The sequence below is a fragment of the Micromonospora sp. NPDC002389 genome (genome assembly GCF_040296095.1).
In the GTDB taxonomy this organism is placed as follows: domain Bacteria; phylum Actinomycetota; class Actinomycetes; order Mycobacteriales; family Micromonosporaceae; genus Micromonospora.
The window spans coordinates 77,508-92,293 of the sequence record NZ_JBEOWP010000019.1 but is presented as its reverse complement, the minus strand read 5'-3'; the positions used below and the strand labels follow the sequence as shown (position 1 = coordinate 92,293).

The following is a 14,786-nucleotide window of genomic DNA, read 5'->3' as shown; positions in this document are numbered from 1 at the left end:
AACACCCGTCGTGACGGCGGATCGGCCCGGTCGAATCAGCATTGCCAGACGATATGGGGTGGCCGTCGAGCGGGCAATACCCATTGATCGCCGTCCCCGGTCGCGGCTGACCGCCGTGAATCGGTTGATCATGCCCTCTGTTATCGTGACTCGATGCAGGCGGACGCGGTGATCGCGATCGACGAGGCGGAACGGATCGCCCACGCGACCGGACAACGGGTGGTGCACGCGGTCCGCGTCCGGCGCGGATACTCCAACAACCGACGATGGCTCGCCCGGCTCGACGACGGACGCACCGTCTTCGTCAAACACGCCGACGACGAGCCCGGCGCGATCTGGCTGCGCCGCGAACACGCCGTCTACCGGCAACTGCACGCGCCGTTCATGCCGGAGCTGCTCGGCTGGTACGACGACGGTGAGCTGCCCGTACTCGTGCTGGAGGACCTCTCCGCCTCGACCTGGCCGCCGCCCTGGTCACCCGAGCAACTCCGGGCGGTCCGGGACACGCTCGGTGACCTGGCGTCCCGCCCCGCCATCGACGGTCTGGTCCCCGCCTCGCACACCCAGTACGGCCAGGGCGGCTGGCCCGAGATCGCCCGCGACCCGGCGCAGTTCCTGGCGTTGCGGGTCTGTTCCCCGCAGTGGCTGGACAAATGCCTGCCCACCATTCTCGACGCCGCCGACTTCACCGGCATGGACGGCGACTCGGTCACCCACCTCGACGTCCGCAGTGACAACCTCTGCTTTCGCGGCAGCCAACCGGTGCTGTTCGACTGGAATCATGCCGCCCTCGGCAATCCGCAGTTCGACCTCGCATTCTGGCTGCCCAGTCTCACCCTGGAAGGTGGGCCGCAGCCCGCAGAGGTGCTCACCGATCCCGACCCGAGGGTGGTCACCCTGGTCACCGGCTTCTTCGCCAGCCGGGCCGGTCTGCCGTTCCTGCCGAAGCTGCCGCTGGTCCGCGAGTTCCAGCTACGCCAACTCCAGGTCGCGCTGCCGTGGATGACTGCGGTGCTGGGGCTGCCCCCGGCGGAGTCAGTCGACTGAGCTGCCGGCCCGGTGCGCCAGGATCTCCTCGGCCCGGGCCCGGCCGCGCAGCACCGCGTCGTCCGAGTTGATATAGAGCCACTCGCCGAACCGGCCCGCACAGTGGATCCGACGCCGCTGGAACTCATCCAGCAGATGCGCGCGTGCCTCGACGGTCGCCGACGTCTGCACCGGGTACGCCCGAGGCACGGTGACCACACTCGCGGCGCTGACCTGGTCGTCGGCCCCGGCGACGCCGATCCGCCGCAGCGCGGCCAGCACCCGCTCCGACAGGCCCTCCGGGTCGACCCGCTTGTGCGCGGAGAAGCTCACCTCGGCCTGGATGCCGAAGCACGGGCGGGCACGCAGCTCGGGGTTGGAGTTCGAGTTGAGCACCAGCTTGTGGAACGGGATGTCGGGATCGGCGCAGTACACCCGCTGCATCTCGGTCATGGCCGGCCGGTCGAAGACCAGGTTCACCAGATAGAGGCTGTTGTGGCGCAACTCGTTCGCGGCGTCCCGGCAGCAGTCGTCGAGACCGTCGGTACGCCGCACCAACTCGTCCAGCGGCATGGTGGAGACGAGATGGTCGTAGCCGATCGTGGCGCCACCTTCGACCCGGACCGTCGACTCCCCGGGGCGGACCTCGACGACGCTGTGCCGTCGGATCCGGTCGCCGACCGTATGCAGGAAGCCCTGGTAGAGGTTGGCGAAGCCACCAGTGGCGGGATACCGCACGACGGCGTTCGGGAAGTCGGAGAAACGGTCCGGGCGCAGCGCCCCGCCGACGATCGCCGCCACGTCCGGAGTGACCACCCGGTTGCTGGTCCAGCCCGGCGCGATGTCCGTCAGCGGAAAGGCCCACAGCTTCTCGTTGTAGGGCAGCAGGAAGCGGGCCGCGATACCGGGCCCGAAGGTCAGCTCGATCCACTCCCGCAGGTTCGCCGGTGGCACGGCGAGCGGTTGTTGACGGGCGGCCTCGTAGAGGCCCACCAGGCACTCCTCCACCACCTCCGACGGCAGCCCGTGCAGATGACTCTGGAAGGGGTACCGGACGAAGGTGTCGTGACTGTGCACCCACGCCTCGCGGGGCTGCGCGTACACCCCCGGCTCGCAGAGCTGCTCGACCAGGTCCCGGACGTAGTCGTGCTTGGTGAAGAAGGCGTGCCCACCGAGGTCGAAGGTGGCGCCCCCCAGGTCGAAGGAGCGACAGAGGCCTCCCGGCTCGTCCTCCGACTCCAGGACGGTGTACTCCTCGTCGCCGAGGTGATAGGCCGCCGACAGACCGGCCGGTCCGGCTCCGATGATGACGATCACGTGTCTCGTCCCTCCTGCCCGACCGGTGCCGGCCGTCGTCTCGTCATGGCTGCCACCGGGGCTTGCGCAGGTAACCGTCGGGCGAGGCGATGGCGAGCTGGAACCAGCCGGAGACCAGGGTCGGGTCGAGCCGGCAGTCCAGGACGTACGGCCCCTCCGGGCGGGCGATCCAGTCCCGGATCGCCACCAGGTCGGAGACATCCCGGACCACCGTCCCGGCCGCCCCCAACGCCCGGCCGACGGCGGCGAAGTCGGTGGTCGGGAAGAGCGCGTCGGTGATGGGTAGGCCGCGCATCTCCAGCTCCCGCGCCTCCGCGCCGTAGGCGCTGTCGTTGAGCACCAGCAGCAGGATCGGCAACCGGTGGCGGACGGCCGTCTCCAGCTCGCCGAGGGCCATCAGCGCGCCGCCGTCACCGACGGCGGCGACCGTCGGGGCGTCGGGACGGCCCACGGCGGTGCCGACGGCGGTCGCCAGGCCCAGCCCGATCGACTCGAAGTCGAACGTGCTGACTCGTGCCCGGGGCGCGGCCACCCGCAGGTGACCCACCGCGTTGCCGGCCGCGTGACTGCTCTCCTGCACCACCGACCGATGCGCCGGCAGCCAGACGTCCAGCGTGGACAGCAACTCGGTGAGGTCGACGAAGCCGGGTGCCGGCGCGCCGGTCGCGGGCGCCGGGGTCGGCGGCGGCGGGTCCCACGGGCCGGTCCGGAACCCGGTGGCCCGGTGTCCGCCGCGCCGCAGTTCGGCGGCGAGGGACCGGGCGGTGGCCGTGGTGTCCCCGGTCAGTCGGACGGTGACCGGAGCCGAGGCGCTACGCCGGGGATCCAGCTCGCAGTGCACGATCTCCCGCACCTGCGGGAACAGGTGCCCGCCCCGGGTGGTGTACCGGTCCAGGCCGGTGCCGAAGGCGATGATCGTGTCCGCCGTGGCCATCAGCTCGGCGGCGTACGCGGTGCAGTGCGCGCCGAGCAGCCCTACGTTCCACGGCTCACCGGCGAACAGCCCGTCGGCGTGCAGGGTCGTGCCGAGCACCGCGCCGGCCCGCTCGGCCAGCTCGATCAGCGCCGCCCGGGCCTGCGGCGCGAGCGCGCCACGACCCGCGACCAGCACCGGTCGACGGCTACGCCGGATCACCTCCACCGCAGCGTCCAGGGCGGCGGCGTCCGGAAGCGGGTGCGGTGCCGGCTCGGGCGGCCCGACCGGCTCGACCAACGTCTCGACCGGCTGGCGTTGCACGTCCAGCGGCACCGTCAACACCACCGGCCGATGCTCGTGCACGGCACGCCGGGCCGCCTCGGCGATCTCCGGGCCGATCCGGTGCGGCGCGTCGAGCCGACGGTGGGCGACCCCGACCGCGTCGAGCAGCGGCGCCTGGGCCAGGAACTGCCCGTAGTCGCCGTGCGTGGTGACGGTGTCCCCGGCGAACAGCAACAGTGGCGTCTGGCCCCGCGCGCTCTCCAGGATCCCGGTCAGCGCGTTGCTGAACGCCGGACCGACACTGACCGTCGCGACACCGAGCCGACCGGTGCTGCGCGCGTACGCGTCGGCCATGGTGACCGCGTTCGTCTCGTGCCGCGCACCGATGTAGCCGATCCCGTGCCGGTGCACCATGTCGAGCAGGAAGCCCATGTTGCCCCGGCCCATCAGGCCGAAGACGTGCCGAACCCCGAGCCGGTGGACCGAGGCGGCGATCGCTTCCTGCACCCGCATTCAGGACTCCCTGACATCGAGGCGGACCGGCCGCAGGGCCGTGGACGGTTCGGCTCGGACCGGGCTCGGAGGTCTTTGCGAAAGACAGTTCTCGATATGATTGACCTTATGATCCATTCCGAGAAGCTGTCAACGACGGCCCCGACGATCCGCATCGGCGACCGGATCAGGGAGCTGGCCGCCCGGCATCCCGAGCGAACGGCGGTCACCGTACCGGACGCCGTCGGGACCCCTTCGCTGACCTGGGGCGAACTGGACCGGACCAGCGACGCGGCGGCCGGTCGACTGGCAGCCGCCGGAGTGGGCCCCGGCGTGCTCGTCGCGGTACGCCTGCCGATGGGCCTGGACCATGTGGTGGCCACCCTGGCCGCCTGGAAGCTGAGCGCCACCGTGCTGCCCCTGGACCCCGAGTCGACCGAACGGGAGTTCGCCGTCCTGCTCGACACGGCCCACCCGGCCGTCGTCGTGGCCACCGCACCGCACGACGCGGTGACCACCGTGCCGGCGGCGGAGCTGTGGACGGCACCGCAGGTCGACCCCGCGGCGTTTCCCGCCGGCACCCCACGCTCCGCACACGCCACCGGCGGCAGCACCGGACGCCCCCGGATCATCCTGCGCCGACCCGACTGGGTGTACCCGGTCGACGACTTCCCGTCGGCCGGCGACCGGGCGGTGGGCCTGGACGTCGGGCAGGTCCAGCTCGCCATGATCCCGCTGCACCACGCGGGGTTCACCAAGCTCTACCACGGTCTGGCGCTCGGCCACACGGTGGTGCTGGTGCCGCAGGTGGTGCCGGCCCGGATCCCCGAGCTGATCGAGCGATTCCGGGTCAACTACTTCATCATCGTGCCCAGCCTGATGCGTCGGCTGCTGGCCGTGCCGGCGTTGCGCGAGGTCGACGTCTCCTCGGTGACCTGCGTGCACCAGAGTTCGGCGGGCGCCCCGCCGGAGCTCAAGCGCGACTGGATGGAGGTGTTTGCGCCGGAGACCCTCTACGAGGGGTACTCCAGCCAGGAGCGCATCGGCGCGTTGTGGATCCGGGGCGACGAGTGGTTGCGGCACCCGGGCAGCGTCGGGCGACCGGTGGACTGCGAGGTACGGGTGTACCGCGAGGACGGTGGCGTCGCGGCAACGGGCGAGGTGGGGGAGGTGTTCCTGCGCTCCCGCTTCACCCGGCAGCCCAGCTACCTCGGCGACGGGCCGGCCCTGCCCGAGCGGGACGGCTTCATGAGCCTCGGTGACGCCGGCTTCCTCGACGAGGAGGGCTACCTGCACATCGTCGGTCGGCGCGCGGAAATGATCAACGTCGGCGGGGTGAAGGTCTATCCGGCCGAGGTGGAGGAGGTGCTGCGTCAACATCCCGGTGTCGCGGACGTGGCCGTCGCCGCCCGCCCGCACGCCGTACTCGGGCAGGCCGTGCACGCGGTGGTGGTCCCGGCGGTCGCCGACGCACCACCGGCCAAGGCGGACCTGCGGCGGCACTGCCAGCTCCTGCTCTCCACCGCGAAGATGCCGCTGACCTACGAGTTCCGGGAGGCGATCCCGCACACCGACACCGGCAAGCTACGCCGGTCCACCCTGGTCGGGTCGACCGTCGACACCAGCGGCTGATCGTGACGGCGGGACCGGACCGTCCGGCCGGACGATCCGGTCCGCCAACCGTTCCAGGTAGCGCGCGTCCAACGGCACCGGCGGCGGCTGGTACCTCGGATAGCCGTGGTGGTCCCGCCCGGTGCAGGCGGGGATGCCGGTCTCGGCGCAGAGCGCGGCCCACTCGGCGGTGGCGTGGCCGTCGTGCCGGGGGGTGTGCACCTCGATCGCGTCGAGGAACGGCAGCACCGCCCGCATCCGCTCCGGGCTGCGGGAGCGTCCCGGGTGCGCCCACACCAGCAGTCCGCCCGCGTGGTGCACCACCTCGGCGATCTCCACCGGCTCCGGCATCCCCGCGTACGCCTCGGGGGGCTGGCGGGCCAGCGCGTCGTCGATGACCTGCCAGACCTGCGGGTGGGTCGCCCGGCCGGTCCGGATCACGTCACGCGCCACACTGTGCGGCATGACGAGGGCGTCGCCGTCGTCGTACGCGGCGCTGTCCGGCACCGTCAACCCGGCCTCGCGCAGCGCCGCGCGGGCGGCCAGCGCGTCCCGTCGCCAGATCTGCCGGTTGGTGGCCAGCAACGCGGCCAGGCCGGGGTCGTCAGCGCGTACGCCGTGCGCCAACAGGTGGTTGTCGTGCCGCACCGGAGCCGCCGTGATCTCCACACCGACCACATAGGACAAACCGAGCTCGGCGGCCCGGGCCGCTGCGGCGGCGGTGCCGGTCAGCGTGTCGTGGTCGGTCAGCGACACCAACTCGACACCGGCGCGGGCCTGCACGGTGACCAGCTCGGCGGGACGGTTCCAGCCGTCCGAGAGCCGGGAATGCCCGTGCAGGTCGGCGATGACGCCGGTCGGCTCAGTCACCACGCAGGTGCCATTCCGCCTGGGCCCGCACCCCGTCGCGCAGCCCGACCCGGGGCGTCCAGCCCAACAGCTCCCGCGCCCGGTCGATGCACCCGCCGGTGCGGGACACGTCGCCCGGGGGCGCCCCGCCGTCACGCACCGGTACGGACCGGCCGGTCACCTCCTCGACGAGCGCGATCAGGTCGGTCAGGGACCGTGCCGACCCGCCGGCCACGTTCAGCACGCTGCCGGGCGGCACCGGACGCGTCCCGGCGGCCAGCGTCGCGGCCACCACGTCGTCGACGTAGGTGAAGTCGCGTAGTTGCCCGCCGCTGCCGTAGACCGGGAACTCCCGGCCCGTGGCCAGGGCGTCGAACATCCGGTGCAACGCCATGTCCGGTCGTTGCCGGGGCCCGTAGACGGTGAAGTACCGCAGCACCACGGTGGGGACCCGGCGCAGGTCGGCGTAGACCCGGCACAGATGTTCCGCGGCGAGCTTGGTGACGCCGTACGGGCTGACCGGCCGTGCCGGTGCGTCCTCCGGCGTCGGCCATCGGTGCCCCTCGCCGTACACCGAGGAACTGGAGGCCATCACGACGCGGGGGGCCGGGTCGGTCGCGGCGGCGGCTTCCAGCACCCGCTGGGTGACGAGCACGTTGTGCGTCACGTAGTCGCCGAACCCGTCGCCCCAGGAGGTCCGCACGCCGGGCTGACCGGCCAGGTGGAAGACCACGTCCACCCCGTCGAGCAGGGGAGTGGTCGGAGTGCCGGCGAGGTCGACGGTCTCCAGGGCGAAACGGGGATGGTGCCGGACGGCGGCCAGGTTGGCCAGCTTCGTCGCGGGTGGGTAGCCGGAGGTGAGGCAGTCGACGCCGCGAACCTCGTCGCCACGGGCGAGCAGCCGTTCCACCAGATGGCTGCCGATGAAGCCGGCCGCTCCGGTCACCAGGACGCGCATCGGGGTCCTCGACACCGGTGTCGCCGACCGTTGTAGATCGAGATCATCGGCATGATAATAGTGGAATCTATCGATGCCGTCGACCAGTCCCGGCACGCCGGACCGAAGGATCGGAGCACCGTGGGCGAGCAGCCGTACGACCACATCGTCTTCGTCTCGATCGACACCCTGCGCGGCGACGCGATCGCCGCCAACCCGTTGAACCTCTGGCGTCGACGCTTCCCGGATCTGGCGGCACCACCCACCGCCGTCCTCGACGACCTCGTCGGCCGGGGCGCGTTCTTCCCGAACACGATCACCGCGGCCCCCTACACCGCCGCCGCACACGGCGCGCTGCTCACCGGGCGCTACCCCCTGCACAACGGCCTGCACGAGTTCTACAACGGCCGGTTGCGGGCACCGTCGATCTTCACCCACGGCAGGCGGGCCGGCAAACAGACCATCATGAAGGTCGACTTCCCGATCATCCTCGGCCCCGAGCTCGGCTTCACCCCGGACGTCGACGTCTATCTCGACGAGGACGACGACGCCTTCGTCGAGGCCGTCGCCGCCTCCGAGGGCTGCGTCGCGCTGGCCCACTTCGGCGGCGTGCACATCCCCTACGGCTTCCACAACCTCCGCTTCGGCGGCCAGGCCTTCCGGGACAAGGTCGACGAACTGGAGGCGATGCTGCCGGCGGAGAAACCGGCGTTCGTCGACCGGCTCGTGGAGAGCCACCGCGACCCGGAGGACGCCGAGCTGCTGTTCCGCTACAAGCGGGCCGCCGGCCACCTCTACGAGACCGGCGCGTACGACCTGCTGATGCGCCTGTACCTGGAAGGTGTCGCGCACTTCCTGACCACTCGGCTGGAGCCCTTCCTTGACCGGCTCACCCGTCGGGTCGCCGCCGCCGGTCGGCGCATGCTGCTGGTCGTCTTCAGCGACCACGGCGAGGAGTTCGACGAGCACACCAACGGGCACTTCAACTCGATGGCGGAGGCGGTGTTGCGGGTGCCCGTCGTCCTGGTCGGTGACGGTGTCGCCGCCGGTCTGCACCGGGACCGGATCCGCACCGTCGACATCGTGCCCACCGTGCTCGACCTCGCCGGCCTGCGACCGGCCGACGATGACGCCCTGGACGGCCGTAGCCTGGTCGACGCGGCCCGGGGGACCGGTGGCCCGCCTCCCGACGCGGAGGCCCTCGCCGAGGCGTACACCTCCGACCTCGGCGAGTTCATCGCCTTTCAGGAACGGCAGCGGGCCGGCGAGGCGCAGGGCCCGCTGCGCCACGTCCTGGTCGGGCAGGCCGCCTACCAGGGCCGGCACCGCCTCGTCCGGGTTCCCCGCAGGTACCGCAAGTCCTACGCCGGCATCGACGAGGTCCAGACGGCCTGGGTCGAACGGTTCGACGACGACCTGGTGCCACACGTCGATCCCACCGCCGACGACCGCGACCTGCGAGCACTGCTGGACGCCTACACGCTGGCCCGGAGCACCCCCGAGCCGGTGCCCGCCACCGTCGACATCCGCGCCCAGCTCCGGTCACTCGGGTACGCGATCTGACCGGTCCCGGTGTCGGCTCACCCGGCCGGACGCGCTGCCGCAGCCGGGTGCGCCGACACCCCTTCCCGCGCCAACTCGTCGAGGATCCGCGCGATCCTCGGCCGGGCCCGGCGCGGGTCCGGCTCGGCCGTGGGCAGCATGGCCAGGCGCTCCACCAGCTTCTCCAGACGGAAGTTGGTCCGGGCGTCACGCCAGGGGATCAGCGGCGTCTCGTAGTCCTTCTGCCAGAGCAGGTGGACCGCCGTGTCGCTGCCCCACCGCACCTCCTCCAGCGTCTGCCGCCACAACTGCCGCGCCTGGTGGATGTCCATGCCGTTGTGCCGCCAGGAGTAGTCCGGCGCCTCCGGGTCGTCGACCTCGATACCGAGCTGCTCGGCGTCCTCCCAGACCGGCATCGTCTCGTCCTGGAGCGAGAAGATGCTCAGCGTGAAGTGACCGGCGTACTCGTCCCGCAGGAACGTGGCCGTCTCGCCGAAGTCGTCCGGCGTCTCCCCGGGATAGCCGAGGATGAACGAGCAGCGGTACCCCAGGTCGCTGCGGGACAGCAACTGGAACGCACGGCGGTTGGCGGCGGCGGTCACCTGCTTCTTCATCAGCGTCAGCGTCCGGTCGCTCATCGACTCGAACCCGATCGACAACCACCGGCAGTGCGCGGCGAGCAGCCGGTCGACCGTCTCCGCGTCCCGGATGGCGTTGGCCCGGGCGAACGCCTCCCACCCGATGCCCACCTCCGGCAGCAGATCGAACAGTTCCCGCAGTCGGGTCGGTGGCACGGTGAAGGTGGAGTCGGACGCCCTGATGTGCCGGGCTCCGTTGACCTCGGCGTATCCGGCCCAGTCGGTGGCGATCTTCTTCGCCGACTTGTAACGCCACTTCGGCGAGGCGGCCGGGAACGAGCAGAACTTGCAGCTGAAGGGACACCCGCGCATCGACTCGTACGGCACGATCGGGCGGCGCCCCCGCATCGTGGGCGAGGGGTGGGCCTCGATGTCCACGTACCGGAAGTCGGTGTGCGCGATGCGACCGTCGTCGGTGCGTACCACCAGATTCGGTACGTCGCGCCAGTCGCCGCCGCCCGCGACGGCCCGCAGCAGCAGCGGCAACGCCTCCTCCGCGTCGCCGCGCACCACGCAGGTGACCTCCGGGTGGGCGGCCATGATCTTCAGGTACTTGAGGTTGCTGTACTGACCGCCCAGCACGATCGGCACCCCGGGGTAGCGGTCCGCGGCCCACCGGATCGCCCGGGACATCGAGCGGTGATCCCAGATGAAGGTGGTGGACAGCAGCACCACGTGCACCCGGGACGACGGGGTGACCGGCTCTCGGTCACCCTGCCAGACCCCGGACAGGTCGAACGCCTCGTAGTCCGTGGCGGCGGCGTCGAGGATGGACTCCAAGGTGGCCGTGGTCAGGTGCGGTACGGGCGCGGCGGTGATCCCGTCGAGCCCGTCGATGCGCAGCGAACTGGATCCCCGTCCGCGCGCCGGCCGCAGCAGCGGGTGCCGGCGACCGTCGCGCTCGAACCCCAGGTCGGCCAGGGTCAGGTGCGGGTAGTACTCGGTGCGGAGACGCTCCACGCTGTCCGGGTCGAACAGCGTGCCGCGCAGCACCCCCTCGTTCATGAAGGCCGGGCCGAGCCCTGACAGCAGCAGTGCGGTCATCGCGTTCCTCTCGACGGTGGTGCGCCCGTCGGGTGAACGGCGGGCGCACCGGCAGCGGAGGGTCAGCGCACGAAGCGGTCGGTGGGGTCCTCGTGGTGCGGCAGGCAGTACGGCGGCTCCAGCAGCGCCTGCTGACGGGGACTCAGGGACTGCCGCAACTCGGCCGCCCAATCCAGGTAGACCTTGCTCCACGCGAGATGCCCCGGCGCGTACTTGAACATCACCGACCGGCGTTCGTGATCGGCGTGCCAGGGATGGGTGCCGTGCGCCATCGCCCCGTTGAAGACCAGCACGTCACCGGCGGCCATCGGCACGTGGTGCACCGCCTCGGCCCGGTAGTCCCAGGACTTCGGCAGCGGATGGTTGCTCTTGTGACTGCCCGGGATGCACACGAAGCCGCCCTGACCGGCCAGCATGTCGGTGAGCGCCCAACTGACCGTGATCACGCCGTTGGCCATCCGGCCGTGGTGGAAGTGGTAGAACTCCGACTGGCCGTCGGCCTCCAGCGCCCCGCCGTGCAGGGGCAGGCCAGTGGTGCCGGCCCGCATCCGGATGCCGTAGTAGCGGTCCAGCCGGGGCCGCTGCAGCAGCGTGGTCACGATCGGGAAGACCCGCTCGTGGTCGAGCAGGTCGGTGAAGGCCGGCCCCCAGCTCAGGAAGCCGGAGAAGATCTGGTCGGCGAACGTGTCACCGGGCGGCGGAAGCTCCTGGCCGTCGATGATCCGATTGACCTCGCCCAGTTGCTCCGGACCGAGCACCTCGCGGAGGACCACGAAGCCCCGCAGGTCGAACAGAAAGCGCTCCTCATCGGTGAGCACCTCGTCACATCCTCTCCCGAAACGCCGCGACAGAGATCGATGGTAGACGAAGTATGGACGCGGCACGACGGCTCGGTCACAGCCGTCCGGGCAGCACCACGCCGTAACCGGACAGGCGAAGGTGTATCGCACCGGCCAGGATGATCGCCAGCCCGCCCAGCACGGCGACGTCCCGAGCGGTCATCACCGGGGTGCGGTAGCTGGTCCGGCTGCCGCGCACGGTGAACCCCCGGGCCTCCATCGCCAGCGACATCATCGACCCGTGTCGCAGCGCATAGACGATCAACGGCACCACCACGGGCAGGAGCTGGCGGACCCGGCGTACCGGATTGCGGCTGTCCGCCACGAAGCCCCGCGCCGTCTGCGCCTCGATCACCGTGCCGGTCGCGGTGACGAACGCCGGCACCAGGCGCAACGTGGTGGAGACCACGAACGCCACGGTGTACGGCAGCCGCAGGTGCACCAGCCCGACGGTGACGTCCTCGGTGCTGGTGCAGGAGACGAAGAGGGTACCGACCATCAGCACGACGACGAAGCGCAGCGCGGCGGCGATGCCGTACAGCAGCGCCTCCCGGGTGACGGTGACCGGACCCAGCATGAACAGCGTGGTGGTGCCGTCGATGGTGAGCTGCCACAGGACGACGTTCACCACGAACACCAGCAGGTAGACGTTACGGAAGCGGCGCAGGTTGCCCAGGCACCCGGCGACGGCGGAGAGCCCCAGCACGATCAGCCCGACCACCGCCACGTAGCGGGGATCGTTGAAGGCGAACGGCAGTCCGGCCAGGGCGAGCAGGCCCAGCAGCTTGGCCCGCGGATCGAGGGCATGCACCGGTGACGTGCGGTTGAGGTAGAGGCTCTGGTACACGCCTCACCCGCCCACTCGGGCGGCGGCGGCGAGTTCGTCGACCGTGAGCGCGTTTACCCGCAGCTCGTCGGCGAGGTCCACCACGGGCGGCGGCAGCACCGACGCGGCGGCGAGCACGTCGCGACGCCGGAACACCATCTCGGGCGGCCCGTCGAGGACGATGCGCCCGTCGGTCATCACCACGAGCCGGTCGGCGTACTCGGCGACGAGGTTGGCGTGGTGGGTGACCATGACCACGGTCAGGTCGGCCCGATTGAGGCGGCGCAACAACCGCATGACCGACTGCTGCTGGCGTTCGTCGAGGCCGGTGGTCGGCTCGTCCAGCACGATCACCCGAGGACCCATGGCCAGCACCGCCGCCACGGCCAGGCGCTGCCGGTCACCCTTGCGCAACAGGAACGGGTCGGTCCGGCGCAGCTCGGTCAGGCCGACGTCGGCCATCGCGGCGTCCACCCGGTCGCGTACCTCGTCGTCCGGGAGGCCGAAGTTGCGCGGACCGAAGGCGATCTCGTCCGCCACGGTCGCCGAGAAGAGCTGGTGGTCGGGGTTCTGGAAGACGTACCCCACCTGGCGGGCCACCTCGGCCCGGGGCAGCCCCCGCAGATCCCTGCCCAGCACGTCGACCTGCCCCGCATCGGGCACGAGTAACCCGCTGAGCACCTTGGCCAAGGTCGTCTTGCCGGACCCGTTGCGCCCCATGATGGCGGTGAACTGTCCCTCGTGGATCTCCACCGACACGTCCCGCAGGGCCAGCGTCCGACCGTCGGGATACTCGTGGTCGAGGTGCCGCGCGCTGACCACGGCCGGTCCGGGCACCGCGCGCGCCCGGGCGGGCCCCGCCGAGGGACGCAGTGAGCCGATCAGCGGCACCGCCTCGGCCACGGTGAGGGCGATCTCGGGCAGCCCGAGCCGGTCGCACACGTCGGCGACCTGCGGTGGCCGGACCCCGTGCCGGCGCAGGAGCGCGGGGTCCCGCAGGACGGTGTCGGCGGGACCGTCCACCACCACCCGACCCGCCTCCAACAGCACCACCCGGTCCGCACCGGGGCCGCCGGGCGGGCCCAGCACCGCCTCGGTGTCGTGTTCCACCAGCACGAGGGTGCGCGGCCGTCCACCCCACCAGCGCGCCGCGCGGATCACCTCGACGCGGCTGGCCGCGTCGAGGTCGGTGGTCGGCTCGTCCAGGATCAGGATCTCCGGTTCGAGGGCCAGGGCAGCGGCCAGTGCCAGCCGTTGCTTCTGGCCGCCGGAGAGCGTGGCCGGCTCCCGGTCGCGCAGCTCGGTCAGCCGGAGCAGGCGCAGGTAGTCCTCGACCCGCTGGCGCATCTCGGTGGTCTCGACCGCGAGGTTCTCCAGCCCGAAGGCGAGTTCCAGGGCGACGCTGGTGGCGAAGAGCTGACTCTCGAAGTCCTGGAAGACGATGCCGATGTGCTGCGCCACCTCGGCGGCGGTCAGCTCGGCGAGATCCCGGCCGTCGAGGTGCACCGTGCCCTCCCGGCGTCCCCGGACACTGCGCGGGATCAGGCCGGTCAGCGCCATGGCGAGGGTGGACTTCCCGGCGCCGGCCGCGCCCAGCAGCGCGGTGAACTGCTGGGGTGGCAGGCGCAGGTCCACCCCGGTCAGTGCCGGGGTGGAGGACCGCCGATAGGTGAAGCCCAGGTGCTTCGCGGTCAACGAGGAGGACATCGTCCCGTCAGAGGAGGGCCGAGCCGAGGAGCACCGCCACGAAGGCGACGCCGACGACCGGGGTGAGCAGGTCGGAACCGCCGAGCTGGAGGCCGACGAGCCAACCGGCGATGCCGCCGACCGCGACGAGCGCCGTGCCCAGCAACGCGCGCGGCCCTCGGCCCGGTGGCTGGTCCAGATCCATGATCTCGTCCCAGGTCACGCCCATCGCCCGCACCCGCTTGTGCAGGAGGAGGTACAGCAGGCCGCCGACCCAGTTGCCGATCACGAAGTTCGCCGCCAGGGTGACCGCGACCACCCGGAACGGCACGAAACCGAGCAGGTCGAGGCCCCAGGCCAGCACGACCGCGCTCGCCGCCGCCGCGACGACACCGATGGCCAGGTAGGTCAGCACCGGGCGGACCCGGTCGCCGGCCGGTGCGTCCTCGGTGTCGGCGTCGAACTGCGCCGGACGGGGACCGAAGCGGGACCAGAGGGTGAAACCGAGGTATCCGAGCAGGGCGTTCGACAGGAAACCGAATACCGAGCCGAGTGCGAGACTGCCCGTGAACAGGTCACCGACAATGTTTCCGATGCCGAGGCCCCATGCGCCGGCCGGACCGAACAGGATTCCGAAAACCATCGGGAAGATGGTGCGGATCGAGAAGCTGAGGACGCCCGGGACCAGATCGATGCTGAACGGCGACAACGCGATGTACGCCGTCGCGTACAGGGCGGCAGTGACGGCCGTGAGGACCACCATCTGCGGGTATTTCCACAT

The 14,786-nt window shown here is 71.3% G+C and carries 12 protein-coding genes; 3 read left to right on the top strand and 9 right to left on the bottom strand.

Features of this window, described 5'->3' with window-relative positions:
- Positions 1 to 153 precede the first annotated feature (153 nt).
- Entirely contained in the window at positions 154 to 1,047 is an 894-nt protein-coding gene (locus ABT008_RS27195; RefSeq protein ID WP_350699667.1) for an aminoglycoside phosphotransferase family protein, read from the top strand.
- Here ABT008_RS27195 and ABT008_RS27190 read toward each other — a convergent pair.
- Positions 1,036 to 2,343, bottom strand: coding sequence for a protoporphyrinogen/coproporphyrinogen oxidase (locus tag ABT008_RS27190; protein ID WP_350699666.1), 1,308 nt, complete (start codon positions 2,341 to 2,343; stop codon positions 1,036 to 1,038). The genes ABT008_RS27195 and ABT008_RS27190 overlap by 12 nt on opposite strands.
- A 43-nt stretch (positions 2,344 to 2,386) precedes the next feature.
- The gene (locus ABT008_RS27185) at positions 2,387 to 4,054 is read right to left on the bottom strand and encodes a thiamine pyrophosphate-binding protein (RefSeq protein ID WP_350699665.1); all 1,668 of its coding nucleotides are present in this window, start codon (positions 4,052 to 4,054) and stop codon (positions 2,387 to 2,389) included.
- A 108-nt stretch (positions 4,055 to 4,162) separates the two neighbouring features.
- Here ABT008_RS27185 and ABT008_RS27180 point away from each other — a divergent pair, with 108 nt between their 5' ends.
- Positions 4,163 to 5,665 (top strand): class I adenylate-forming enzyme family protein, encoded by a 1,503-nt coding sequence (locus ABT008_RS27180; protein WP_350699663.1) that lies wholly within the window; start codon positions 4,163 to 4,165, stop codon positions 5,663 to 5,665.
- On the opposite strand, the gene ABT008_RS27175 is transcribed toward ABT008_RS27180, so the two are convergent.
- The gene (locus ABT008_RS27175; RefSeq protein WP_350699661.1) at positions 5,618 to 6,514 is read right to left on the bottom strand and encodes a PHP domain-containing protein; all 897 of its coding nucleotides are present in this window, start codon (positions 6,512 to 6,514) and stop codon (positions 5,618 to 5,620) included. The two genes, ABT008_RS27180 and ABT008_RS27175, sit on opposite strands and share 48 nt — an antisense overlap.
- The gene (locus ABT008_RS27170) at positions 6,507 to 7,451 is read right to left on the bottom strand and encodes an NAD-dependent epimerase/dehydratase family protein (protein WP_350699660.1); all 945 of its coding nucleotides are present in this window, start codon (positions 7,449 to 7,451) and stop codon (positions 6,507 to 6,509) included. Before ABT008_RS27170 ends, ABT008_RS27175 begins: the two co-directional genes overlap by 8 nt.
- A 120-nt stretch (positions 7,452 to 7,571) precedes the next feature.
- On the opposite strand from ABT008_RS27170, the gene ABT008_RS27165 reads away from it, so the two are divergent.
- Complete coding sequence (locus tag ABT008_RS27165; RefSeq protein WP_350699658.1) at positions 7,572 to 8,993, top strand: sulfatase-like hydrolase/transferase; 1,422 nt, start codon at positions 7,572 to 7,574, stop codon at positions 8,991 to 8,993.
- Between the two features lie 17 nt (positions 8,994 to 9,010).
- Here ABT008_RS27165 and ABT008_RS27160 read toward each other — a convergent pair whose 3' ends face one another.
- From ABT008_RS27160 to ABT008_RS27140, 5 genes are all read right to left on the bottom strand, one after another.
- Positions 9,011 to 10,654, bottom strand: a complete 1,644-nt coding sequence (locus ABT008_RS27160; RefSeq protein ID WP_350699657.1) for a B12-binding domain-containing radical SAM protein — start codon at positions 10,652 to 10,654, stop codon at positions 9,011 to 9,013.
- Positions 10,655 to 10,716: 62 nt separating this feature from the next.
- Positions 10,717 to 11,472, bottom strand: coding sequence for a phytanoyl-CoA dioxygenase family protein (locus ABT008_RS27155; RefSeq protein ID WP_350699655.1), 756 nt, complete (start codon positions 11,470 to 11,472; stop codon positions 10,717 to 10,719).
- 76 nt (positions 11,473 to 11,548) lie between these two features.
- Positions 11,549 to 12,340: an energy-coupling factor transporter transmembrane component T family protein gene (locus ABT008_RS27150; RefSeq protein WP_350699653.1), complete on the bottom strand. Its 792-nt coding sequence runs from the start codon at positions 12,338 to 12,340 to the stop codon at positions 11,549 to 11,551.
- 3 nt (positions 12,341 to 12,343) lie between these two features.
- Complete coding sequence (locus ABT008_RS27145; RefSeq protein ID WP_350699651.1) at positions 12,344 to 14,014, bottom strand: ABC transporter ATP-binding protein; 1,671 nt, start codon at positions 14,012 to 14,014, stop codon at positions 12,344 to 12,346.
- Positions 14,015 to 14,033: 19 nt separating this feature from the next.
- The gene (locus ABT008_RS27140; protein WP_350699649.1) at positions 14,034 to 14,768 is read right to left on the bottom strand and encodes a QueT transporter family protein; all 735 of its coding nucleotides are present in this window, start codon (positions 14,766 to 14,768) and stop codon (positions 14,034 to 14,036) included.
- Between the last annotated feature and the right edge of the window lie 18 nt (positions 14,769 to 14,786).